The sequence below is a fragment of the Pyxidicoccus sp. MSG2 genome, assembly GCF_026626705.1.
In the GTDB taxonomy this organism is placed as follows: Bacteria; Myxococcota; Myxococcia; order Myxococcales; family Myxococcaceae; genus Myxococcus.
Genome location: NZ_JAPNKC010000001.1, coordinates 10,844,294 through 10,868,543 on the forward strand (window position 1 = coordinate 10,844,294; position 24,250 = coordinate 10,868,543).

Genomic DNA, 24,250 nt, shown 5'->3' on the forward strand with positions numbered 1-24,250 from the left:
CTCCGCTTCCGCGAGCCGCGCGGAAGCCCTCCCTTCATACACCGGCCCGCGAGCCGGCTCACCCCGGGTGCGCGGCCCGGTGCTCCGCCTTCGCCCGGACCAACGCCGCCTGGGCCCGCGCGAGGGTGCGCTGCGGGTCCTCCTCCCCCTCCACGGAGACCGTGGCGGACACCACCTCCGGCGCTCCCTGCACGGCCTGGACCTGCTGGCGCAGGCCCTCCGCGCCCGTGGCCTCCACTCCGGGGAGCGCACCGAGCAGCGTGCCGCCCTCCCAGCGCACGGCGAACCCGGAGCGGGTGCACACGTCCTCCACCCGGCGCGCCACGTCGCGCAGCGCGGCATCCCCGGCGTCGAAGCCCCGGGTGGCGTTGAGCCGGCCCAGCCCCACCAGGTCCACCAGCAGCAGGCTGAAGGGAAGCCCGTCCCGCCGGCAGCGGCCAATCTCGCGCAGCAGCCGCTCCTCGCCCGCGCGCCGCGTGTCCAGGCCTGTCAGCGCGTCCACGCGCAGCATCCGCTCCCGCTCCTCTCGCGGTGAGCGCGCGCCCCCGACATCCACGAGCGTCAGCATCTGCGCCACGCCGCCGGGCACGGGGAAGGGTCGCGCCACCCACCGCAGCCGCCGGGGCTGGGGGCGCTCCAGGGCCAGGGTGAGGTGCAGCCCGCGCGAGGACTCGGAGGCCAGGTCGAGCTGCCGCAGCGCGGCCGCCGGGTCCGCCGTCAGCCCTGCCACATGCTGGCAGAAGGACTCCAGCGTCATCCCGGAGATTCGCTCCGCCGGCAGGCCCAGCCACTCCGCCAGCGCGCCGTTGCCCGCGTATGGACGCCGTCCCGGCGCCACCAGCAGCACCGGCACGTCCAGCGCCTGCACCGCGTCTCGCAGCAGCGCCAGCGCCGAGGCCTCCGTGAGAGCGGGCTCCTGCGGCGCACGCGCCACCACGTCCGGGGCCAGCAGGGCGCCCTGGCGCGCGCGCCCCTTCTGCTCCAGGTCCTCCGCCACGCGCCGGGCCAGCTCGCGCAGGGCCGCCAGGTCTTCCGAGCCGAGCACCAGCGGCCGCGTGTCGATGACACACAGTGAGCCCAGCACCTCGCCCGTGGACGTCAGCAGCGGCGCGCCCGCGTAGCTGCCGACGATTCCTTCGCGCACCAGCGGGTTGTCGCGGAACACCGGGTGGCGCGTGGCATCCGGCACCACCAGCGACTCGCGGCCCTGCACCACGTGGTGGCAGAAGGACCAGTCGCGGGGCGTGCCCCTGTCCCGCGCGAGCGACGGCGGCAGCCCCACGTGCGCCTTGAACCACTGCCGGTCTCCCAGCACCAGCGACAGCAGCGCCACCGGCACGCCGAAGGCCTGCGCCACCTCGGCGACCAGTTGCTGCAGTTCCTCGTCCGGAGGCCCCTCGTCCACCAGCCGCATCGACTCGATGCGCGCCAATCGCTGGCGCTCGTGCTCGACGGCCGGCTCCGTCACGTCTGGGAGGGTGGAGCGCTGGCCGTCCAGCACCCGCTTCACGGTGTCCCGCACCAGCTCCGGCGCGGCGCGGCGGCTCAGGAGCGAGTGGATGCCCAGCACGTCCTTGAGCTGCCAGGCGCGCACGCGCAGCTCGTCGAAGGCCGTCACCACCACCACCTGCGTCGCGGCCGCGTCCTCGCGCTCGCGCAGCCACGTCAGCAGCGCGAAGCCGTCCACGCGCGGCAGGGCCAGGTCGGTGACGAGCAGCCGGGGCGCGCCGCGCTGGCGCACCACCTCCTGCGCATCCGCGCCGTCACGGGCCGCCACGGCCTCCAACCCCTCTGCGCGGAGGAGGGCGACGAGGACGGCGGCGCGGCCCGGGTCGGGCTCGGCGATGAGGGCGTACGGAGCCATGTCTCCAGGATGCTGCCACGGAACTCCCGTGGCCGGAGCATCCAGGCAGGCACGCCGCTCAGGAAGTCGCCTGCGGATAGCGGGAGAACAGCCGTCGCAGGGCGCTGCGCTGCCGGCCCAGCTCCTCCCCGCGCGCCGCGGCGTCCACCAGCAGCATCAACGCGAGCCCCACCCACGCGGGCACCAGCGGCACCACCCAGCCCGGGTCCGCCGCCAGCCAGCCGACGAGGACGCCGTGCAGCACCGCCAGCAGCAGCGCCAGGCCCAGCACCGCGCGCAGGGAGCGCGCGCGGCGGCAGAGCAGTGCGAAGGCCAGCAGCACCACCGCCGTCTCCAGCACGCCCGTCAGCGCCACCACCCCCGACGAGCGCAGCAGCCGCCCCGCGCGGAGGTTGTCCAGGGCGAAGGCGTGAATCTCCACGCCGGGCACGGCCACCTGGCCGGGCAGCGTGCTCTGGCCGTGCAGCCCCGTCGCGGTGACGCCCACGAAGAGCGTCTTCCCGCGCAGCGCCAGGTCCAGCCCCACCGAGCCCGGCTCCGCGGTCAGCACGTCCGCCAGGCTCACCCGGGGCAGCCAGTCCGGAGCGGGCAGCCGCATCAGCGGCGCGCCCTGGTCGAGCGCGGCCATCGCCAGCAGCGAAGAGGCCCGCTCGGGCATCAGGTGCAGCGCGGTGGCCAGCGCCAGGGAGGGCCAGGCCCGGCCGCCCACATTCACGGCGTACGGGTAGCGGCGGATGACGCCGTCGTCGTCCACCAGCATGTTCAGCGTGCCGCTGCCTCGCGCCGCCATGCGCAGCGGGGCGATGCTCCCCGCCACCGCCGGGGCCTGGAGCCGCAGCGCCTCCACGGGAAGCGGCAGGGCCAGCGGCGCCCCCGGAGCGCCATCCTCCAGCGGTGCCATCACCGGGACGTCGCCCGTCAGCGCCGCCGCGCCGAGGATGACGCCACTGCCCTCCGAGAGCGCCTCGGCCAGCCGGGCATCCCCGTCCTGCGCGTGCAGCCGCGCCTCCAGCCGCGACACCAGTGCGGCTCCAGCAGGCTGGGCCGCGAGGCCCGAGTCCTGGAGGGCCTCCAGCACCTCCTCCCCCAGGTCCAGCGCGTCGCGAGGTCCGGGCTGGTCGAACACCACGTCCACCGCCACCGCCGCGGGGCGCTGCGCCGCCAGCGCGCGGAAGGCCCGGGCCCACGTCGCCCGGGACAGCGGCCAGCGCTCCCCGAGCGTCGCCAGCGTCCGGTCGTCCACCTCCACCAGCACCAGGTCCGCGCTCGTGGGCACGCCAGGGAGCCACCGGCTCACCGCCGCGTCATAGAGGCCGTGCTCGAGAAAGCCCGGGGCGCCGCCCGTCGCCGCCGTCACGCACGCCATCGCCAGCCCCACCAGCGCGCCCAGCGCCCGCCACACCGCGGTGCGAGGGCGCACGGGGCGGGCGTCGACGGAAGGCTGGGCAGGTTGGGGCGTCATCGGCGGGGACCGTCAGGAGCGGGTCCCCACCATCATACGGCTCAGGGCCGGACGTCGAAGGCGAAGATCTTCGACGGGAAGCCGACGAAGCCGTCCCCATCCACCGCCAGCACCCGCCAGAACCACTTGCCCTCGCGGGAGCCCGGCACCTCCAGCTCGGTGCCCTGGGACGGGTACGCCTGCACGCCCGCGGCGAAGTCCGCCGTCCGCGCCAGCTCCACGCGGTACGTCTTCGCGCCCGGCACCGTCCACCACGACAGCCGGGGCGCCGCGCGGAAGGTTCCGCCCCGCGGGTCCGCCAGCGTGGGGGCTACCAGCAGCGGGCGGACGGGCTCCGGCGCGGAGTCCGGCATCGCCCGCGAGCCATACCCCCCGACGACGTCCAGGTCGCCCTTCTTCGCAATCAGCGCCACCCGGCCCTCCAGCGTCTCCAGCCGGTGGGTGCCGTCCTCCTGCGCCGTCACCCGGAAGTGGGTGCCGCGCACGCCGGCCACCGCGCCGCGCGTGCGGACCTCGAAGACGGAGCCCTCGCCGCCGGGCGCCGCGGCCGTCTCCACCGTGCCCCGCAGCAGCTCCAGCTCCACCTTGCGCCGCAGGTTCGCCATCAGCTCGACGGAGCCCAGCCGCACCAGGCTGCCCTCCATCACCTTCACCGCGCTGCCATCCGCGAGCACCAGCTCCGCGCGCGCCGCCGGGCCCGTGTCGAACAGCTCTCCGGTGTAGAGCGCGTCGCCCACCGTCCTCGGCCGTAGCTCCGCCGGAGCCGGGCCCGCGGACACGTCACCGCTGGCCGCCCGCACGCGCGCCACCGCCGGCTGCGCGGGGCGCTCGACATAGGCGAGCTGCAGCTGCCCCGGCTCGCCCGGCGTGGACGGCGGCGCCACCGCCGACACGCGCGTGCGCGGCAGACCCGCGGCCACCAGCACGTCCGCCGCGGCCTTCGCCACCGCGAGGCCCTGGCCCTCCAGCCGCTCCACGTCCGGCAGCCGCGCCGCCACCGTCACCGAGCGGATGGCGGGCCGCGCCTTCAGCGCCTCGGCCACGTGCTGGAGGCAGGCCGTCGTCTCCGGCCCCTTCGGCGCGAGCGGCCGGCCCGTCTCGATTCGCCCACCCGTGAAGCGCAGGCCCCCACATGGCTCCCCGGCGTCCGCCGCCAGGGCAGGGGAGGAAAGCAGCACCAGTGCCATCATCCACGGAGCAGTCCGCTTCACGGCGTCCCTTCCTCCGCCGAGGGCTCGGCGACCTTCACGATGTTGAACTCGACGCGGCGGTTGTTCTCGCGTCCCTTCGCCGTCTGGTTGGTGTCCACCGGCTTCGTCTCGCCGTGGCCCACCGCCTCCAGCCGCTCCGTGGCGATGCCCGCCTTCACCAGGAAGGCCTTCACGTTGTTGGCGCGGCGCTGGGACAGGTCCAGGTTCTTCTCGTCGGCGCCTTGGTCGTCCGTGTGTCCCTCCACGCGCACCCGCTCCAGCTGCGGGTTGGCCTTGAGCACCGACGCCACCTGCGCCAGCAGCGGGTAGGACTTCGCGAGGATGACGTCCTTGCCCGTGGCGAAGTACACCTTGTCGAGGATGACGATGCGCGAGCCTTGCACGTGCACCTGCGTCTTCCCCTTGTCCGGGCACCCGTCGTCGTCCTTCACGCCGTTGATGACCTCGGCCTCCAGCGGGCACGCGTCCGCAGCGTCCGCGATGCCGTCGCGGTCATTGTCCGCCTCCGGGCAGCCATCGCCGTCCTCGAAGCCGTCCAGGTCCTCGGGCGCCTTCGGGCACCGGTCCTCGATGTCCAGCAGCCCGTCCCCGTCCGAGTCCACCGCCCCGGGCGGCAGCGCCAGCGGCGCGGGAGGCGCGACAGGTTGGCCATTCGCCGCCACCGGCTCCCAGGCCCTCGGGTCGTCGGGGCAGCCGTCCGCGTCCTCGAAGCCGTTGCGCGTCTCCGCCTCGCCCGGGCACACGTCCGGGCCGTCGAGGATGCCGTCGCCGTCGTCGTCCGCGTCGAGGCAGCCATCCTCGTCCTGGAAGCCGTCGAAGTCCTCGGGCCCCAGCGCGCAGCCAGGCGTGGCCACCACGGAGGTGGACGGCGAGGGCGTCCACGCCAGCCCCGCGAGCACGCGGAACCCCGGCGTGCCATAGCCCCGGGTGAGGCCCGGCCCGGCGCCCACGTGCGCGGCCAGCCCTTCCTGGAAGCGGTACTTCAGCGCGGCGAGCAGCTCCAGCGGGCGCTCCTCCGTGTTCGTCTCCTTCAGCCCCAGCGCGCCCGCGAGCGACGCCTCCGCGGCCAGCTTCTGCGTCAGCGGCACTTCCGCGCCCACGCCGTACGCCAGCTCGTTGCCCACGCGCAGGTTGCGCAGTTGCGCCTCGCGCCGCAGGTTGAGGCCCACGTTGGCCAGCAGCCGCAGCGACGTGCCGGCCCACTCGGCCACCAGTCGCGGCTGGAAGGTCAGCCCGTCCGCGCCCAGGTACTTCGAGCCCCCCGCCGTGGGCAGCGTCACCGGCGCCGCCAGGGCCAGGTGCAGGCCGCCCCCGGTGGACAGCAGCCGCACCTTGGGCACCAGCCGCAAGTCACCCACACCCGTGGCCTTCACGCCGTTGGCGAGACTCGGGGCGACGGCGCCGGCCGGCTCGGACGTGGTGGTGGAGACGGGCAGCGACATGCCCAGCTCCAGCCTGTCGTAGAGGGCGATGGCGCCCATGACGTCCACCGTGAGCTGGCTGTCGACGATGCGGTAGACGAACGTGTCCTGGCGCGGGTCCAGCAGGTTGAGCGGGTCGTCCGAGTAGTTGAGGGACACCCCCAGGTTCCAGCCCAGGTGCGGCCCCACGCGCGCGCCGTGCAGGCCGAGCACGTCGAACGAGCCCGGGCCCGGCTTGTACTGCTGCACGTCGATGGCCTGCGACGCCGCCGGCTGGGCCAGGGCCACGCCGCCGGGCACCACGAGCGACAGCACCAGTCCCACCAGCGCCGCGGCCCGCCGCCTCAGCCCGCGCCACCTCAGGGAGAACGAGGCGATGGAGCCCACGTCCGTGGTGTCGGGGGGCATTGCTTCTGTATCAGGGGTGCAGTGGCCATCCATATGCTCACCGCTCCGGAGTGAGGAGTTGGGACACGTGCCGGGCCAGTGCCGGCAGCGGTTGCGGCTTGGGCAGTACCAGATCCACCCCCAATCCGCGCGCCTTCTCGGCGAGCTCCTGCGAGGCGAACGCGGTGAGCAGCACCACCCGTGTGTCCGGAGAGAAGCGGCGCACGAAGTCCGCCAGCATCAGCCCTTCCTCGGACTGCGTCCCGCTCAGGCGCAAGTCGCTGATGACCAGGTCGTAGCGACCCGTCGTCATCAAATCGAGCGCCTCGTCGAGCGCCTGGGCCGAGTCCACCCGGTAACCGGCGCTGGCGAAGAACTGCCCCAGCACCCAGCAGAGGGCTGATTCGTCATCGACTATCAGGAGGTTCCGGGACACGCCCGGGCCGTCAGCAAGCTCGGGGCCAGGGTCCGAAGCGCCCCCGACGCCTTGAAATTTCCGGTACTTGCGCGGCGAGCCCGGGCTGCCTGCCCCGGCCTGTCCAGGTTATGGATCCGATTTCTGGAATCCGGACCGGTTGATGCCCAAACGTTTGAGCCGCTCATAGAGGGAGGAGCGGGGGATGCCGAGCCGGGCGGCGGCGCGCTCCACGTGGCCATTCTCACGGCGGAGCACGCGCTCGATGTGGCGGCGCTCCAGCTCCTCCAGGGTGAGGTCCTCCTCGGCGCCGGCCTCGTCGGCGGGGGCCTCGAAGCGCAAGTCGTTCCGGGACAGCGGGCCGCCGCCGGACAGGAGCAGGGCGCGCTCCAGCACGTTGCGCAGCTCGCGGATGTTGCCGGGCCAGGGGTAGCGCACCAGGGCGGCCTCCGCGTCGGGCTGCAGGCCCACTGCGCCCCGGCCGCGCGCCCGGCCCAGCTCCTCGAGGAAGTGGTGGGCGATGGCGGGGATGTCCTCCGGACGCTCGCGCAGGGCGGGCACGTGGAGGATGAGGGTGCTGATGCGGAAGTAGAGGTCGCTGCGGAAGCGCTTCTCGCGCGCGGCGGCGCCCAGGTCCTGATGGGTGGCGGCGATGAGGCGCACGTCCACACGCCTGTCGCGCACGTCGCCCAGTCGCCGGAAGCGCTTCTCCTCCAGCACCTTCAGCAGCTTGGGCTGGACGGCCACGTCCATGTCGCCAATCTCGTCCATGAAGAGGGTGCCCTGGTCGGCGACTTCCAGGAGGCCCTGCTTGGCGCTGACGGCGCCGGTGAAGGCGCCCTTCTCGTGGCCGAACAGCTCCGAGTCGAGCAAGTCCTTGGACAGCGCCGCGCAGTTGAGGTCCACGAAGGGCGCGTCCCCGCGGGGGCCGCCCTCGTGCAGCCAGCGCGCGAGCACGCTCTTGCCACTGCCCGTCTCGCCGGTGACGAGCACCGGGGCGTCGCTCTGTCGCACGCGCTCGGCCTGGCCCTGGAGGACGCGGATGGCGGCGCTGGTGCCCAGGAAGGGATTCACGGTGGCGTGGGCCGTGCTGGCGCGGTCCGCGAGCTGCCGCTGCCGCTCCCGGCGCTGCGCCACCAGGCGCTCCAGCACCACCTTGAGGACGCTCAGCTCCAGCGGCTTGGTGAGGAACTGCTCCGCGCCCTCCTTCACGGCCTGCACCGCCAGCTCGATGGAGCCGTGGCCGGTGAGCACCACCAGCGGCACCGACGCGTCCAGCTCCTTGAGACGCGGTAGCAACTGCAACGCGGTACCGTCAGGCAGGCGGTAGTCCACCACGGCCGCGTCCGGGCGGGTGGTGCGGAAGACCTCCTGCGCCTCGGCGATGCTGGTGGCCTCGTCCACGTCGAACCCGTGGGCGGTGAGAAAGCCCCTCATGCCCAGCCGGATGCCGGGCTCGTCGTCCACCAGGAGGATGCGGGTGCGCGTCATGAGGCCAGGGAGTCTACGGATTGGGTTGCCGGAGGCGAGGAAACGGCCGGCAGGAGCAGCGTCACCTCGGCGCCTCCTGTATCGGCGTTGCGCAGGCGGATGGTGCCCTGGTGCTCCTCGAGGATGCGCTGGACGATGGACAGGCCCAGGCCGGTGCCGCCACGGCGCTTGCTGAAGAAGGGCTCGAAGACGTGGGGGAGGTCTTCATCGCGGAAGCCCGGCCCGCCGTCGTGCACGGTGCAGCGCACCCAGGCGCGGCCGTCCTCTTCCACCGCCTCGGTGGCCACGCGCACGGTGGCGCCGGAGGGCGAGTGCTGCACCGCGTTCTCCACCACGTTGCGGAAGACGTGGAACAGGCGCCGCGAGTCCATGCGCACCGGCGGCAACTCCACCGCCAGCGCGCTCGCCACCGCCACGCCGGCCTGCTCCGCGGCCATCGCGCACGCGGACAGGGCGTCCTCCACGACGGGCCGCACGGGGCCGTCCACCCACTCGCCCCGGGTGGGGCGGCCGTACTCGAACAACTCCTGCGTGAGGTGGTTGAGCCGCTTCACCTCGCCGCGCAGCACCTCCAGGTACGGCTGCAATTCCGCGCGGGAGCCGAACGTCGCGTCCACTGCGTCCACCACGGCGGAGATGGAGAAGAGGGGGTTGCGCACCTCGTGGGCCACGCCGGCGACGATGGCGCCCATGGCGGCCATCGTTTCATGGCGGCGCAGGCGGGCCTGCAGCTCCATCAGTCGCGTGACTTCCGTGGCCACGAGGATGATGCGCGAGTCCTCGCCGCCGGCCTCGTCCACCCACGCCGCGGACAGCTCCCACGCGCGGCGCGAGGGCGGGTCCGTCACCTCGCGCGCGGCGCTGCCGTGGGTGCGGCGCAGCAGCTCCACCAGGAGCAGGGCGCTGGCGCGCAGCGGCGAGTAGGGCGCGGTGGAGAGCGGCTGGCCGGACGGGTCCATGCCGTCGAACAGGGCGATGGCGGCGGCGTTGAGGCGCTGGATGATGCCGTCGGCGCCGAGGACGATGAGGGGCGAGGAGACGGCGTCGAAGGTGCGACGCCACTCCTGCGCGGAGCGGCGGAAGCTGGCGTGGAGGCGCTGGCGCAAATCGTCGGCGAGGCGCCGGTCCGTGACGTCGGTGACGACGCAGCCCACGTGCAGCTCGCGCTGCGAGTCGAGCGCGGAGGCGGCGGCGCGGCTGCGCACCCAGCGCACGCGGCCGTCGGAGCAGATGAGGCGGTGCTCCAGCTCCACCTCCGCGCCGGGGGCGAGCCCCTCGATGCAGGTGCGGTAGCGGGCGCGGTCCTCGGGGTGGACCATCTCCGCCCAGAGGGGTGGGGGGCCGCCGTCGGGGCCGGGCTGGACGAAGGCGGAGGCGGGGTAGCCGGTGGTGCGCTCGATGACGGGGGTGCAGTAGAAGTCGCGCAGCACGCCGCCGCGCAGCTTGCCGCCCCAGAGGTAGTCGGGCAGCGAGCGGGTGAGGACGTCGAGCCGGTCCTCATGCTCCTGGAGGCTCTGCTCGGCGCGCATGCGCTCGGTGAGCTCGGACAGGGCGGCGATGACGCCGAGCACCTCACCTCCGGTGCCGCGCACGCGCGAGTAGCTGCCGAACCAGAAGCGGGGCTCGCCGGGGGCGGCGGGGGTCTCCACCTGGAGGCAGGGGTCCTGGATGGGGGCGTCCGTCTGGAGGGCGCGCTGGAGCTGGGGCGCGAGGAGCCGGCCCAGGTCGGGCATCACCTCGGTGACATGGTGACCGAGGTGCTGGGGGGCGGGCAGGCCGTTCATCGCGGCGAGCGCGGTGTTGACGTGGACGTAGCGCAGCTCGCGGTCGAAGAAGGCGAAGCCCACGGGCGTGACGTCCATGACGGCCTCGCGCAGGGCGCTGGCGTCGGTGGCGCTGCGCAGGGCGGCCTCGCGCTCCAGGTGGGCGCGACGCGAGGCGCGGGTCCACAACACGGCCAGCGTGCCGGTGGTGACGAGCACCAGGGCGGCCGGGGTGAGGACGCGGGCCAGGAGGCTTTCGGCGCCCAGGCGCCAGCTCGCCCAGGCGACGAGCGAGGCGAGGGCCGAGGCCCCGAGGACGGCCGGGAGCAACTGTCGGTGGGAGGGGGACTCGTGCATACGGTGCGAGTGCGGGCGCGGGAGCCTAAACCGGATTGAGGCTCAGGACTCTTGCAACGAGGCCTGGTGGCCGATACCCCGGTGGCTGGGCACTCAAGGTGCCGAGGGTTGTTCCGCACCCGCCTGCCTCTCCAGCGACGCTAGCGTCAGCAACTCCCGCACCTCCTCATCCGAGGTCTGTGCGAAGTCGCGGTACCACAGGCCCACGGCGTAGAAGGGCCGCGGCCGACGGACACAGAGGACCTCGTCCGCCTCCTCCGCCAGGTCCTCGCACGACTCGACGGCACCCACCGGCACGGCGACCACGATGCGGGCGGGCTCCTGCTGACGGAGCGCGGCCACCGCGGCGCGCATGGTGGTGCCCGTGGCCAGGCCGTCGTCCACCAGGATGACGTTGCGCCCGCGCACGTCCGGGGGAGGGCGCCCATCGCGGTACTTCACCTCCCGTCGCTGGAGCTCCACTCCCTCGCGCTCCGCCGTCGCGTCGATTTCCCCCCGCGAGATGCCCAGCTCCTCCACCACCTCGCGGTTGATGATGCGCATCCCTCCGGAGGCGATGGCCCCCATCGCCAGCTCCTCATGCGAGGGCGCGCCCAGCTTGCGCACGAGGAACACGTCGAGCGGCACGCCCAGCGCTTTCGCGACCTCGTAGGCGACAGGCACGCCGCCCCTCGGCAACGCCAGCACCACCGTGTCCGGCCGATGCGTGTACTGGCGGAGGAGGCCCGCGAGCTCACGGCCTCCCTCGTAACGGTCCAGGAACTCGGGCCCTCGCATGTTCCGCTCCTTCCGTCCCCGCCTCGGGACGAACCTCCCTCGAAGAAACTGGGCACCTCATGATGGAGGGGGAACGGCTCCCGAGCGCACGCGGCTATGCGATGATCTCCGGCCTGCCCGGCGTGGTGGGCATCGGCGGGTCGTGGATGCCGGGCGGAGTGATGTCCGGAGGTTGGGGCGGCTCGATTTCCGGCGGAGCGCGCGTGGGCGGCTCGATTTCCGGAGGCTGGCGTGTGGGTGGCTCGCGCTCGGGCGTCGGGTTCGGCTCCGGGTTCTTCATGGGTGCCCCAGGCGTGGTCTGCGGTCCAGCCATGCGTCGTGTCTCCTCGCTCCATCAGAGGTCCAACAGCCCGTTCACCTTGGGCACGCCCAGGCAGGCGGGCACCGTCCCCGTCGCCCACTGAACGAGCGGCCCTCGCCTGGCTGGCTGCTCGGGAGCCGGGGCGCCAGCGCCACACCGCGCGGCTCCTGCCACCGAGGGAACCAACCGCCACCCGTGCCCCCGGCCTCGGAGCAGGCAGGCGCTCTGCTACAGTCCGCCACCATGCGCGCATGGTTGAGCTGGGTGGTCCTGTTCTGCGCCCTGGGTACTCCGGCCCTGGGCGTCACGGTGGAGAAGGTACCCCGGCCTCCACGGGGCACCTGGGCGGTGGACCACACGTCCACCCGCGTCCTCACGCAGGAGACGAAGGCGGAGGTGGAGCGGATTGCCACCGAGCTGAACGACCGAGGGCTCGGCCAGCTCGCGGTGGTGGTGGTGGACACCACGTCGGGACGCCCCTCGCGTGAGTTCGCGCTGGACCTCTTCAACCGGTGGGGCATCGGCCATGCCGGGCGGGACGACGGCGTGCTCCTCTTCGTCGCGCTGAACGACCGCAAGGCGGAGATCATCCTCGGAGACGGAGTGGATGAGCCCGCCGACGAGCAGGCCAGCGACGCGGTGATGGCAGAGGGCATCGTCCCCGGCTTCAAGCGTCGCGACCCGAACTCCGCCGTGCGCGAGGGCGCGAGGGGCTTGAAGGCGCTCATCGAAAACTCGAGCCTGAACAATCCCGGCGCGGCAGCCCCGAGCACAGAGCCGCAGGCCGTCACGGACGCCGTCCCTGACACGGGAGCCCAGGGCTTCACTCCGGAACCGGAGATGTACCGTCCGGAGGAGTCCGACTCCCCGTCGGGCCTCGGCTTCGTCGCGGGAGGCGCGGGCGTGCTCGGCGCTGCGGGTCTGGCCGGCCGTGCCGTCTACCGCCGTCGCCCGCGCAAGTGCGGCACGTGTGGCACCCCCCGGGTACGGCTCGACGAGCGCGCTGATGACGACCACCTCGACCAGGGCCAGCGACTCGAGGAGTCGATGGGCTCGGTGGACTACGACGTCTGGTGGTGCGGCCCGTGCGAGGACGCGCTCGTGGACCGCTATGGTGCGCTGTTCACCAGCCACGTGCGCTGCGACAGGTGCAAGTACGTCACGGTCAAGAAGACGAGCCGGACCCTGCGCGCCGCGACGTATGACCATGGCGGCGAGGTGGAGGTGACGCGCAACTGCCACCACTGCCACCACACCTCCACGTCGCGCCACTCCACGCCCCGGCGCACCCGGTCCAGCTCGTCCTCCTCCAGTTCGAGCCGCAGCAGCTCCTCGTTCGGAGGCGGGCGCTCCTCGGGAGGTGGCTCCAGCGGAAGCTGGTAGCCGCGCCCTGAAGTTGCCCCGTTTGCGCGCCCGAGCGAGGACAGACCGTGGAATCCCGACACCTCTCCGCACCCGCCTGGTCGGCGTTCAAATCCTGGCTGCTCAAGTTGCACGGCGTTCCCATCTCCCACCTCCGGCTCCTGACCGGCGGCTGTCCGGCGGAGGAGTTGCCCGCGCTCGCGAAGGAGCTCAAGCGCGTGCGGGCCGACTTCAAGAAGCGCCCCAACGAGGTCTCGGCCCCCGCGGACGAGCGCCTCCGGACGGACTACGCGGCGCTCGGAGTGCCCTGGTCCGCGTGGAGCGAGGTGGCGCGCGAGGTGCAGCGTGACCTGAAGCGCAAACGGTACGCGCGCTGGACGGGGGCAGATGCGCTCGAGTTCCCCGAGGGGCCTTGTGCCGAGGACCTGGTGACCGTGTTGTTGTTCGGAGGCGTGGAGCAGGCACGCCCCCATCTGCTGCGCCGCGCGTCGCTCGCCGCGGGCTCGCTCGAGGCGCTGTGGTGCCGCTGGCTGGCGGGTGAGCCGCTCGAACCCGAGACGCTGCGCGCGTTCGCGGGTGCGCCGGAGCGACTCGCAGAGCCCCTCTACACTCCAGGCCTCGATGAGGTGCTGCCGCTGTTCTTCGTCGAGCCCGACCCCGCACGCGCCGAGCAGGCGCTGGAAGTCGCCTCGGCCCAGACGGGCTCGTCCCGGTCGCAACCGTTGATGGACTTCCTGCGCTCCCTGGTCGGTCTGTGGCGTCGGGACACTTCGGTGGAGGAGGTGAGGACGCGCTTCGATACGTTTGTCGCGACCGTCTCGCCCTCCGGGGTTGCCCATCTGAGCGCGCCCGCCTATCTGTATGGCCGATACATCGAGGCACTCCCTCCGCACGCGCTGCTGGAACGGGTGGGCTCGCGTCTCGAGCGCATCGCCGTGCCAGCCCGGGTTGCCGATGTCCAGCCCGTCATGGAGGCCCTCGCCGCGCTCGAGGAGTTGACGGCCATGGGCCTGGGCCTCCGCGTGGAGCAGCGGCCCGGCGATGTTCTGCTCTCCGCACAGGAGCCGGAGACTGGGGGCGGGGGCGAGTTCCTGTAGCGCTGCCGTATGCGATCCCTCTGACTGCCCCCTTCTTCAAAGGTGGGTGAAAGTCGAATGCCTTCGAGGCGCGCGCAGGCTCAGTCGGTTGAGGTCGAGACGAACTCGATGCACGAGGTGGGCAGTCCGGAGTCGGGCCGAGGGGCGACCAGCCTTGTAGGAAGCTGTTCGGTCGTGCAGCAGCGTTCGAGATAGGCAATCACCCGCCTGCCTTCGTCGCTGTCCGCGGACACGTGTATCGGCTCGTTGGCCGGATTGATGATCGCGGGCAGGAAGCCGGCGGAGATGCGCCCGGACGGCGCGATGTGGATCACCGCCGCGCCGGTCAGCCTGGAATCCGGGTGAAACGGCAGCAGTGGGTAGCCCTCCCGCGGGCGAATCATGTACTCGCCGAACTTGCGAGCCCATGCCGCCATCTCTTCCGGCCGTCCCACGCCCAGGTAACCGTCTTTCGCGAGGCGCTCAGCCAGGTTCGGCAGGTCGAACACATAGTGTCCCAGACCGTAGAAGATGGGTTTTCCGGAATGGAACTCGACACCGCGGAGCATGTGATGATGGTGGCCCACGACGACGTCGGCCCCGTTATCGATGGCGAGCCGGGCCGTCCGTCGTTCGTGGTCGGTCAGCGAGAACGGCACGGTGGAGTCACCCCAGTGGAAGCTGGCGACGACGATGTCTGCCTTCGCGCGTGCTTCGGTGAGGCTTTTGATGAACGCCTTCTGGTCCTCGACCAGCGGCTCGGTGCTCACCACGGGGGCCATGCCCGGATTCCATACGTTCAGATCCACGGGAGTGTATCGGGTGTGTGCACGGAAGGGAGCCAGACCGGGGACACCCGGGCGCGCCTCATGGCCGTAGGGAAACACGGAGCTGAAAGCCAGGAAGGCCAGCCGTGTTCCATTGCGCTCGAGATACACGGGCGCGGTGGCCTCCGCGAGATTCGCGCCCGCGCCCACCGTGGCGATGTCCAGGTCGGCCAGGGTCCGGCGCATGGACAGCAGCGCGGCATGTCCCCCATCGAGACTGTGGTTGTTGGCCAATGACATGATGTCGAAGCCCGCCCTGGCCAATGGGGCGGCGTTCGCCGCGGGCGCCGTGAGCGTCGAGCCGGCGCTCGGGGCACGGTGGATGTCGTCGCTGAAGACGCCCTCGCAGTTGCCGAAGACGACGTCACCGGAGCCCAGGACGTCGCGGGCGGAGTGGAAGGCCGTCGCCGGGTCGTCGCGGTCCACGAAGACATCGCCCACAGCGAGGATCGACAGCCCGAGTCCACCGGGATGAGCGATGTTGTTTGAGGCCACGGTTCACTCCGACATCCTGCGCGTATGCGTTCCTCGTGCCTTCTACCAGATGAGGGTGCTGCGGATGCTCATTCGCTGCAGGACAAAGCCCGGGGCGTCCGTGAGACAAGGGCCGGATCCATTCAAGGCTGTCGCAGTGGGTTTTCGCGTGTTAGTGGTCCGGGGAAGCGAGCTGTGCCGGACGGCCTCTCCGCGTGGCAGCCGCGACGTTTGTCATTGCTTCCAGGAGCTCCCTTGCCCCCCACGCCCCCGTCCGCCCTGGTGACAGGAACCGAGTACGAACGCCTGCTCTCCAGCCTCCGTCTGAAGAGTCCCTGGGCGCTCGAGGGTCACACCCCGGAGGAGGTGCGCAGGGTGCTGGACGGCGGAGCGCAGGCTGCCCGCGTGCAGGGCGGAAGGGTCGACCATGGACCGTGGCGTTCGGTGGTGGACGTCATCGCCGCGCAGTGCCGGCGGCATGCCGACCGCGTCGCGCTCTCGGAGGGTGCCTCTGAAACCACCTATGCGCGGCTGGAGGCGCGGACGTGTGCCCTGGCCGCCAGCCTTCGGGCCCGGGGCATCGGGCGCGGAGACGTGGTCGCGGTGGTGCTGGAGCGGGGCCCTGCCTTCGTCGAGCTCGCCATCGCCGTCTGGCGCGTGGGTGCGGCCTATCTGCCACTGGCGCCGTCACATCCCCAGGCGTGGCGCGAGGACATCGTTCGCAGGGTCGGCGCGGCGCTCGTGGTGGGCTCGCCAGCCAGCCAGGTGCCGGGGGTCCCCTTCCTGGAGTCGGGTGCCGACGTGGGCTCCGGCGTGGCGGCCGTGGAGGACGCGGCGCTTGTCCCGGAGGATCTCGCATACATCATCTGCACGTCGGGTTCGACGGGCGAGCCCAAGCTGGTGATGACCGAGCATCGCGGCGTCGCCAACCTCCTCCATGCGCAGCGGGACTTCCTGGGCGCGTTGGGGCCGGACACGCGGGTGCTGCAGTTCTTCCACCCGTCGTTCGATGCTTCCCTGTTCGACCTGCTGATGGCGCTGCCCAACGGAGGCCGGCTGGAGACGCTGGATGCGTCGCCGCTCTCCGGAGCGCCGCTGGCCCACGTGCTGGTAGACCGGCGCATCACCCACGCGGTGCTGCCCGCGACCGTCCTCCGCACGCTGCAACCGGGCGGCTTCCCCGACCTCCAGGTGGTGATGAGCACCGGGGACGTGTGCCTTCCGGAGACGGCCCGGCAGTGGGGCGCTCATCACCGCTTCGTCAACGGCTATGGCCCGACGGAGGTGACGGTGGCCAGCACGCTCCATGCGGTGCACGCCGTGGAAGGGGAGCGCGTGCCCATTGGCCGCCCCCTCTCCAACGACCACGTGGTCATCCTCGATGAGCACCTACGCCTTGTCCCCGACGGGGTGCCGGGCGAGCTGTGCATTGGCGGGGAAGGTGTCGGGCGCGGGTATCTGGGGCGGCCCACCCTCACCGCCGAGCGGTTCATTCCGGATGCGTTCGGTCCGGTGCCGGGAGGGCGGCTGTACCGCAGCGGCGACCTGGGCCGGTGGTTGCCGGACGGCACGCTGGAGTTCCTGGGCCGGCGCGACGACCAGGTGAAGATTCGCGGCGCGCGCATCGAACTGGGCCAGGTGGAAGCGGCCCTGGCCGCGCTGCCGGACGTGCGGGACGCGGTCGCTCTCATCGACGACACGCGGGAGCGCCTGCTGGGATACGTGATGCCCGTCACCGGAGCGGCGCTGTCCGGCGACGCGGTGCGCGCGGAGCTTCGACGCGGTCTGCCCGGCTACCTGGTGCCGGATGTCGTGGTCGTGGTGGAGGTCTGGCCCCTGAACACCAGCGGCAAGGTGGACCGGGCGCGGCTGCCCCGCCCCCCACGCGCGGAGCGGACGGACTACCAGCCGCCGGAGTCGCCCGGCGAAGTGGCGCTGGCGACCATCGCCGCGGCGCTGCTCGGGATGGAGCGGGTGGGGCGCGATGACAACCTGTTCGAGCTGGGAGGGCACTCGCTGTTCGCCACCCAGCTCGTGGCCCGGGTGCGACGTGTGCTGGGCGCGCAGTTGGAATTGAGCGCGGTGCTCCAGACCCCCACGGTGGCCCGGCTCGCGGCGCGCTTGAAGGAGGCGCAGGGTGGGGTGGACCTGGGCCCTCGGGGCGGCGCCGCGGGAATGGCGCTCACGCCTTCGTTTGGCCAGGAGCGGGTGTGGCTGATGCACAAGCTCAACCCGGACGCGCGGGCCTACCACACGCAGGCGGTGTTCCGTCTCGCGGGCGCGCTGGACCTCGCCGCGCTGCACGCGAGCCTCACCGACATCGTGCGTCGCCACGACGTGATGCGCTCCCGCTTCCCCGAAGTGGATGGAGAGCTGCGGTGTGAGCTGGAAGCCCCGTGGGAGGTGGAGCTCCCCCTCCAGGACTTCAGCGGCGTGGACGAAGCGCTGCTGGCCACCCGGGTGGCGGAGGCTGTCCGGGACGCGGTGCAGGCCCCGTTCGCGCTCGCCGAAGGCCGGCCCTTCCGCTGGCGGCTGCTGCGACTGGGCGCGCAGGAGCACCTCTTCGTGCACGTCGAACACCACATCGTGCACGACGGCTGGTCCTTCAACGTCTTCGTGCGCGAGCTGCTCAACGGCTACGCCGAACATGTTCGCCACGGTCAGGTGCGACGCCCCGCGCTGGCGGTGCAGTACTCCGATTATGCGCGCTGGCAGCGGGAGTGGGTGGGGACCGAGGCCGCCGCGGCGCAGCGCCGCTTCTGGCGTCAGGAATTGGAGGGCGCGCAGACCCGGCTCCAGCTCCCCCGCCGCGCGGCTCCCGGCGGAAGACGGTTTCGTGGGGTGGCGCCCCGGGTGGAGCTGGACGGCGACCTCGCGCGCCGCCTCCAGGCCCTGGCGGACCGCAACCACGCGTCCCTCTTCACCACGCTCCTCTCCGCGTTCTTCGTCCTCCTGCACCGGTACACCGGCTCTCAGGATCTGCTCGTCGGCTCCTCGGTCGCCAACCGGCGCTGGCAGGACACCGAGGGCATGCTGGGCATGTTCATCAACACAGTCGTCCTGCGGGGCCGGCTGGACGGGGACCCTTCGTTCGAGGAGTTCCTGGCGCGGATGCGGCGCACCACGCTGGAGGTCTATGACCACCAGGAGCTGCCCTATGAGCAGATCTTCGCGCAGTCGCCCGCGCGGCATCAGGGTGGCTTCAATCCGTTGATCCAGACGATGTTCAACTTCCACGACTCGTCGGTGGGCACGCTCGACGCGTCACCCCTCGACGTCTCCTTCGTGGAGGGACTGGGCAACGGCTCGGCCAAGTTCGAGCTGTCCGTCGTCGCGGTGCCGCTCTACGCCGAACCGGGGCACATCCAACGGCTGGCCGGGGACGTGGTGAGCATTCCCCGTTCGGAGGCCCCCGTGCGCTCCAGTCCCCGCTCTTCCCTGAGCGGCATCCTGCTCTCGTGGGAGTTCGACTCCGACCTCTTCGAGGACTTCTTCATCACCGGCATGCTGTCCGCGTATCAGCAGCTGCTGCGCTCCATCACCGACGCGCCGGACACCCGCGTGTCCAGGCTGTCGCTGCTGAACGACGCGGACCGGCGCGCACTCGTCAGCGTGGGCCCACGCCAGGAGGCCCCCTCGTACCGGGTGCCCGACCTGTTCGCCCGCTGGACCCGCCGCGCGCCCGACGCCCCCGCGGTGAGGTCCGGCGACTGCGTGCTGACCTATGCCGAGCTGACGCGTCGGGCGGAGCACCTGGCGCACCACCTGCGCGACCTGGGCGTCGGCCGTGAGGCGCTCGTGGCGGTGTGCATCCCCCGCTCGGCGGAGCTGGTCGTGGCCCAACTGGGAATCCTCATGGCGGGGGCGGCCTTCTTGTCGCTGGATCCAGGCGCTCCTCCGGCCTGGCTGGAGCCGCTCATGCAGGAGGCCGGGGCCCGCGCCCTGGTCACGACGGCGGTGCTGGCGGGCCGGCTCACCGGCCTGCCCACCGTCGTGCTGGATGCGCTGCCCCCGGCGTCGTCCGGGCCGCCGCTGCCGGAGGGGAGTCCGTCGGACCTCGCCTACGTCCTCTACACGTCCGGGTCGACGGGCAGACCCAAGGGCGTTCAAATCGAGCATCACTCGGTCGTGTCCTTGCTGTATCGGACGGCCCTGGCCGAGGACCTGGGACCTGGCAAGACGATGCTGGCGATGGCGTCGGTGTCCTTCGATATCTCGGTGCTGGAGGTCTGGGGCGCGCTGCTCAACGGCGCCGCGGTCCACTTCCTGCCGCCGGGCTGGGACGTGCCGGGGCTGGCCCGCTGTCTCATCGACCAGCGCATCACGCACGCGGTGATCCCCCCCGTGGTGCTGCCCGGGTTGGCGGCCGACGCTCCGGAGGCCTTCGCCGCCCTGGACCGCGTGGTGGTGGGCGGAGATGTCTTTCCCGTGGAGGCGTTCCGCACGCTCCAGCGCGGAGGCTTCACGAAGGTGACGAACGGCTACGGCCCCACGGAGATCACCGTCATGGCCAGCGGACACCGGCTCGACGACGGGCTCGACCCCGAAGCCACCCACGTGCCCATCGGGCGACCGTTGTTCAATGCCCACCTCGTGGTGCTCGACGCGCACGGGCAGGTGGCTCCGCCGGGCGCCGTGGGGGAGCTCTGCATCGGTGGGGCCGGTGTCGCGAGGGGCTACCGCGACCTGCCGAGCCTCACCGCCGAGCGGTTCGTGCCGGATCCCTTCGGCTCACATCCGGGTGCGCGGCTCTATCGCAGTGGGGACCTGGCCCGGTGGTTGCCCGGAGGCGTCATCGAGTTCCTGGGCCGCCGTGATGAACAGGTGAAGGTCCGTGGCGTCCGGGTGGAGCTGGCCGAGGTGCGTGCCGCCCTGGCCGCGCATCCCGGCGTGGTGGATGCCCTCGCGCGCGTCGACTCGCGCGGGGAGGAGCCTTGCCTCGTGGGCTATGTCGTGGCCGGGTCGGCAACCCCGGTGTCGGCGCAGGCCGTGCGCGAGGACCTGGCGCGCAGGGTGCCGGCGCATCTGGTGCCTTCGGAGGTCGTCGTCCTGGAGTCCTGGCCGCTGACTCCGAACGGGAAGGTGGACCGCTCGCGGCTGCCCGCGACCGACCGGCGCCCGGACGCGCCCTACACGGCGCCGAGGACCGAGGCCGAGGTCCGCGTCGCGGCGGTGGTCTCCGAACTCCTGGGCGTGAGCCGGGTGGATGTCCATGAGAGTCTGCTCGTGCTCGGCATGCATTCGTTGCAGGCGATGCGGCTGGCCTCCCGGCTGAGCCGGATGGTGGGACGGGAGGTCGGGCTCGCCACCATCCTCACCGGGCCGACCATCGCGCAGCTGGCCCACGCGCTCGCCGAGGCCCCGGTCGCGAAGCCACTCATCCAGAGGCTGCCACGCGGATGACGACCGCGTTCCCGAACCGAACAGGAGCACCCCGATGAGCCCCTCCTATCCCTTCCCCAAGGACTGGAGCCTCCCACTGGAGCCTCCCGCTGAATACGAGCGGCTGCGGCGGGAAGCCCCGGTCTGCCCCGTGCGGTTGTGGGACGGAAACACGCCGTGGCTGGTGAGTCGCTACAACGACGTGTTGACGGTCCTGGGAGATCCCCGGCTGGTCGCGGACTCCACACTGCCAGGGTTCCCGCACCTGTCTCCCGCGGCGGCGGCAAGGCAGGGGAGGCCGCTGGCCTTCTTCCTTCGCCCTGATGCGGAGTACCGGGCGCAGCGGGCCATGCTCGTACAGGAGTTCATGCCCCGGCGGATGGAAGCCTTGAGGCCGCGCATCCAGGCCACCGTGGACGCGGCGCTCGACGCGATGCTGGCCGGCCCGAAACCTGTGGACCTGATGGCGGCGTTCGCGCTTCCCGTTGCCCTGCAAGTCATAGGCGACCTGCTCGGCGTGCCCCATGACGGCGCTGAAGACCTGCATGTCCTCAGTCGGACCGTCGGCTCCCGCGCGTCCTCCCGCGAGGAGGCGAGGGCGGCCCTGATGGCCCTGGATGACTTCTTCCTGCGGTTGGTGGAGGCGAACCTGCGTGAGCCTGGCGACACGCTCATCGGTCGCGTCGTCACGGAGCAGGTGGCGACGGGAAGGCTGAGCCCTCCGGACGCGGCCTCCCTGTTCCACTCGCTGTACTACGCCGGGCACGGACCGTCCGCGTACATGTTCGGCCTGGGGACGCTGGCGCTGCTGCTCCACCCCGAGCAGCTCGGGAAGTTCCGTGAGCTGGAGGACCCCGCCGCCATCACCGCGGCGGTCCAGGAACTCCTGCGCTTCGTCAATGTCTCCCATCTCGCCCGGCAGCGCGTCGCCACGGTGGACGTCACCGTGGGCGGCCAGCTCATTCGCGCCGGAGAGGGCATCCTCGCGCAGCCGGACTCCGCCAACCGCGACGGAACGGTCTTCGACGAGCCGGACCGCTTGGACCTCCACCGGGAAGCGCACCGCAACTTCGCCTTCGGTCATGGCATCCACCTGTGCACGGGGCGCGCGCTGGCCCTCATTGAGTTCGAGGTGGTGTTCAAGACGCTGTTCCAGCGCATCCCCACGTTGCGGCTGGCCGTGCCGCTGGAGGTGGTCCGCTTCAAGAAGGATGAGAACCTGCTCGGCGTGCACGAGCTGCCGCTCACCTGGTGACCCGCTTCCCTCTACTCCCGGCGCAGATGGAGTGTGCCGGAGCGTGGCGAGCGAATCCCCGCCACGCTCCGGGGTAGGGCTCACAACGTCTTCATGTACTCGATCAGCGCGGTGCGCTCCGCATCGGTCAGCACGTCGGTGAAGGTGTGGCCCGAGTTCGACTGGCTGAACATCCGGGTGTTGTAGATCTTGCGATCCTCGATATCCGAGTTCGAGAAACTCGGGGCCACGATGCTGCCGAGGAGGTTCCAGGCCAGCGCGCCGTTGCCGTACAGCAGCGACAGCCCGCTCTCGATGAGCGGCGTCTCGTTCGGATCCCATGGATTGCAGTGGTTGAACGGCGAGAAGGTCAGGTGGCTGCACGGAATCGTGTCGTACTTCCACCCGGCCTTGGTCGGGTCATAGGCCTTCGCGAGGTCGGTCTCGAATCCCATCACGACGCCGAACCTCGGCGACTTCGACTTGCGACGCCAGATCCGCGGGCGGTCCGACGACTTGAGCAAGCTCCAGAGGTCGGGCACCGAGCCGTTGTGGAAGTAGGGGGCGGACGCCCAGATACCGTAGAGAGGCTGCGCGAGATAGCCGATCAGGTTGTACTTGTCGGCGCACCCGTCCTGACCTTCGTACCCGAAGAAGCTGTACCTGGCCTGGGTCGCGATGGCTCCGTCGTTGGCAAGCAGTCGGGCCTCATCGGTGTCGAGGACCTCGATCGGCGTGACGTTGGCCGCCATGCCCTCGAACAAGGGATTGGCGAGGAAGTTCGGATCGTTCACGTAGCGCGGCGCGTAGGCTCCATGGCAGCTCGCGCACGAGCCGTTGCCGGCCTGCTGCGGCTTCACGACCGGGTTGTTGCGGTTCGCTGCCCACAGATCGAGCGTGTGGAACAGGATCGACCCCTGCTCCGCGAGCGCCGTGTTGACCGGCAGGGGGTAGGCCGGCGACTTCAGACCGAGCATCCAGGTGTTCGCCTGGTACTCGTTGTTGAGGATCCAGTCATAGCCGCCCTGGTAGTTCGGAGTTGCGGCGCCCGGCATGTACCACGAGAGCTCGATGCGCGTGGCGTCGCTGCTCATACCGGCGTCGTAGAACTTCGCCGGCCGGTGCCCGAGGTTCCACCAGTTCGGCGGGTCTTCCGTGCCGGTCGAGCCGGCCGCCCAGATCTCCGGATTGAGGAAGACGCCGGGGATCGTCCCGTCGGGATCGAAGATCGTGAGCAGGGCGAAGAGCTGGAAGTTGGTGATGTTACCCGTGCCGCGGATGCGGTTCAGGGAGGCGATCGTGAAGGCGGGGTTGAGGCCTCCGAGCTCGCTCAAGAGCAGGGTCACGTCGGTGAGGCCGTTGGTGCCGTGTAACGCCCCCAGGCCCGCGCCGTCGCTTGCCTTGCCAACCTGGCCGCCGTGACAGACCGAACACGTGACGCCGATCTGTCCGCTCCACGAGCCGTCGGGGTTGCGTGTCTGGGTCAGTGCCATCGGCAGCTGGCCGGAGCCACCGTTCGTGCGGTTCGGATCCTCGAACGGGAGAGGATACGGATTGCGCTGCGAGCTGAGCGGGCTGCCGTAGCGCTCGGCGACGAGGCTGTCGAAGTCGGAAGGCCGAAACGGCAGGCCCCACTTCAGCCACAGCGCGTTGTACTGGGACGCCGACATCGACCAGAGACTCCAGGCGGAATGTCCGCTGAACTCCCAGCCGGCGTCGGGACTTCCGTTTCCGCCGAGCAGCCGCCCTCCAGCCGCGCTGCTCGACCGCAGCTCGCCACACGTCAGCGGAGCCCGGTCCATGCACGAGTACCACCCCACGTTGAAGACGACGTTCTTGTTCGACGTCGGCGTCACGAGTGACCGTGGGTCGGGCGGTAAGAGCGTCGCATCGGACTTGCCCGTACAGAACTCGAACCAGTAGTGCCCTCCACGTTTGCTGCCGAGCAGGTCCGATTGAGCTGCCGCCGGTGTGATGCCGGCGCTCACAAAACACATCGCGACGAGAACGCTTCGAGTCAGACGTGCCGCCATGCCGTCCCTCCTACTGACATCCTGTGGGTCGGTCGGATGGGGCCTCGGTCCGACCGGGTGGGCGCGTGCTCGGAGACGTGAGTTTCCGAGTCACACTCGCGGTATGAGCTCCTTTCCTTCTTGTCCTGAAAAGGGACATTTGTCGCGAAAGTGTCATAGGCGACATTTGTCGCGTAATGGCCCTGACGGGAGCTCTCACGGGCCCAAACCCGACGGATGGCGCGAAGGCGGGTAGCCAGCATCATCGTCTCGGAGACGCCCACGGGCTGCGCCTGCGCGGCATCGCCTCTCGTATTGCCCGTCCGGGCGTCGAGTCCGAGGAACGACTCGGCCGCCACCGCTGGGTTGTCGAGCGAACCCTGGCGTGGAAGAACCAGCTCCGCCGACTGCGAGTCCGCGACGAACGCAATGGA

14 protein-coding genes and 2 pseudogenes are annotated in these 24,250 nt (G+C 71.4%); 5 read left to right on the plus strand and 11 right to left on the minus strand.

Going from position 1 to position 24,250, the window contains the following annotated elements; genetic code table 11:
* Window positions 1–58 precede the first annotated feature (58 nt).
* The 9 genes and pseudogenes from OV427_RS42020 to OV427_RS42060 form a co-directional block, all read right to left on the minus strand.
* Entirely contained in the window at window positions 59–1,864 is a 1,806-nt protein-coding gene (locus OV427_RS42020; protein ID WP_267861852.1) for a diguanylate cyclase domain-containing protein, read from the minus strand.
* Window positions 1,865–1,922: 58 nt separating this feature from the next.
* Window positions 1,923–3,284: a CHASE2 domain-containing protein gene (locus OV427_RS42025; RefSeq protein WP_267861853.1), complete on the minus strand. Its 1,362-nt coding sequence runs from the start codon at window positions 3,282–3,284 to the stop codon at window positions 1,923–1,925.
* A gap of 83 nt (window positions 3,285–3,367) precedes the next feature.
* Entirely contained in the window at window positions 3,368–4,537 is a 1,170-nt protein-coding gene (locus OV427_RS42030) for a FecR family protein (protein WP_267861854.1), read from the minus strand.
* A pseudogene (locus tag OV427_RS42035) lies at window positions 4,534–6,321 on the minus strand (OmpA family protein); the annotation flags it as partial. The gene OV427_RS42030 and the pseudogene OV427_RS42035, both read right to left, overlap by 4 nt.
* A gap of 82 nt (window positions 6,322–6,403) precedes the next feature.
* Complete coding sequence (locus OV427_RS42040) at window positions 6,404–6,781, minus strand: response regulator (protein WP_267861856.1); 378 nt, start codon at window positions 6,779–6,781, stop codon at window positions 6,404–6,406.
* Between the two features lie 108 nt (window positions 6,782–6,889).
* A complete protein-coding gene (locus OV427_RS42045; RefSeq protein ID WP_267861857.1) occupies window positions 6,890–8,251 on the minus strand; it encodes a sigma-54-dependent transcriptional regulator in 1,362 nt (453 codons plus the stop codon).
* Window positions 8,248–10,371: a PAS domain-containing sensor histidine kinase gene (locus OV427_RS42050; RefSeq protein ID WP_267861858.1), complete on the minus strand. Its 2,124-nt coding sequence runs from the start codon at window positions 10,369–10,371 to the stop codon at window positions 8,248–8,250. The genes OV427_RS42045 and OV427_RS42050 overlap by 4 nt, the downstream gene beginning before the upstream one ends.
* 93 nt (window positions 10,372–10,464) lie before the next feature.
* A complete protein-coding gene (locus OV427_RS42055; RefSeq protein WP_267861859.1) occupies window positions 10,465–11,148 on the minus strand; it encodes a phosphoribosyltransferase in 684 nt (227 codons plus the stop codon).
* A gap of 94 nt (window positions 11,149–11,242) precedes the next feature.
* Complete coding sequence (locus OV427_RS42060; protein WP_267861860.1) at window positions 11,243–11,461, minus strand: hypothetical protein; 219 nt, start codon at window positions 11,459–11,461, stop codon at window positions 11,243–11,245.
* A 231-nt stretch (window positions 11,462–11,692) separates the two neighbouring features.
* Here OV427_RS42060 and OV427_RS42065 point away from each other — a divergent pair, with 231 nt between their 5' ends.
* A complete protein-coding gene (locus OV427_RS42065) occupies window positions 11,693–12,832 on the plus strand; it encodes a TPM domain-containing protein (RefSeq protein ID WP_267861861.1) in 1,140 nt (379 codons plus the stop codon).
* A 47-nt stretch (window positions 12,833–12,879) separates the two neighbouring features.
* Window positions 12,880–13,908, plus strand: a complete 1,029-nt coding sequence (locus OV427_RS42070; RefSeq protein WP_267861862.1) for a hypothetical protein — start codon at window positions 12,880–12,882, stop codon at window positions 13,906–13,908.
* 80 nt (window positions 13,909–13,988) lie between these two features.
* Here the strand turns inward: OV427_RS42070 and OV427_RS42075 are convergent, their stop codons facing one another.
* A complete protein-coding gene (locus OV427_RS42075) occupies window positions 13,989–15,209 on the minus strand; it encodes a CapA family protein (RefSeq protein ID WP_267861863.1) in 1,221 nt (406 codons plus the stop codon).
* 234 nt (window positions 15,210–15,443) lie between these two features.
* Here OV427_RS42075 and OV427_RS42080 point away from each other — a divergent pair, with 234 nt between their 5' ends.
* Together OV427_RS42080 and OV427_RS42085 are read left to right on the plus strand one after the other, a co-directional pair.
* Window positions 15,444–20,591: a non-ribosomal peptide synthetase gene (locus OV427_RS42080; protein WP_267861864.1), complete on the plus strand. Its 5,148-nt coding sequence runs from the start codon at window positions 15,444–15,446 to the stop codon at window positions 20,589–20,591.
* Between the two features lie 34 nt (window positions 20,592–20,625).
* Complete coding sequence (locus OV427_RS42085) at window positions 20,626–21,825, plus strand: cytochrome P450 (protein WP_267861865.1); 1,200 nt, start codon at window positions 20,626–20,628, stop codon at window positions 21,823–21,825.
* A gap of 80 nt (window positions 21,826–21,905) precedes the next feature.
* Here the strand turns inward: OV427_RS42085 and OV427_RS42090 are convergent, their stop codons facing one another.
* Window positions 21,906–23,837, minus strand: coding sequence for a hypothetical protein (locus OV427_RS42090; RefSeq protein WP_267861866.1), 1,932 nt, complete (start codon window positions 23,835–23,837; stop codon window positions 21,906–21,908).
* 188 nt (window positions 23,838–24,025) lie between these two features.
* Between OV427_RS42090 and OV427_RS42095 the strand changes: the two are divergent.
* Window positions 24,026–24,244: pseudogene (locus OV427_RS42095) on the plus strand (hypothetical protein); the annotation flags it as partial.
* Window positions 24,245–24,250 lie beyond the last annotated feature (6 nt).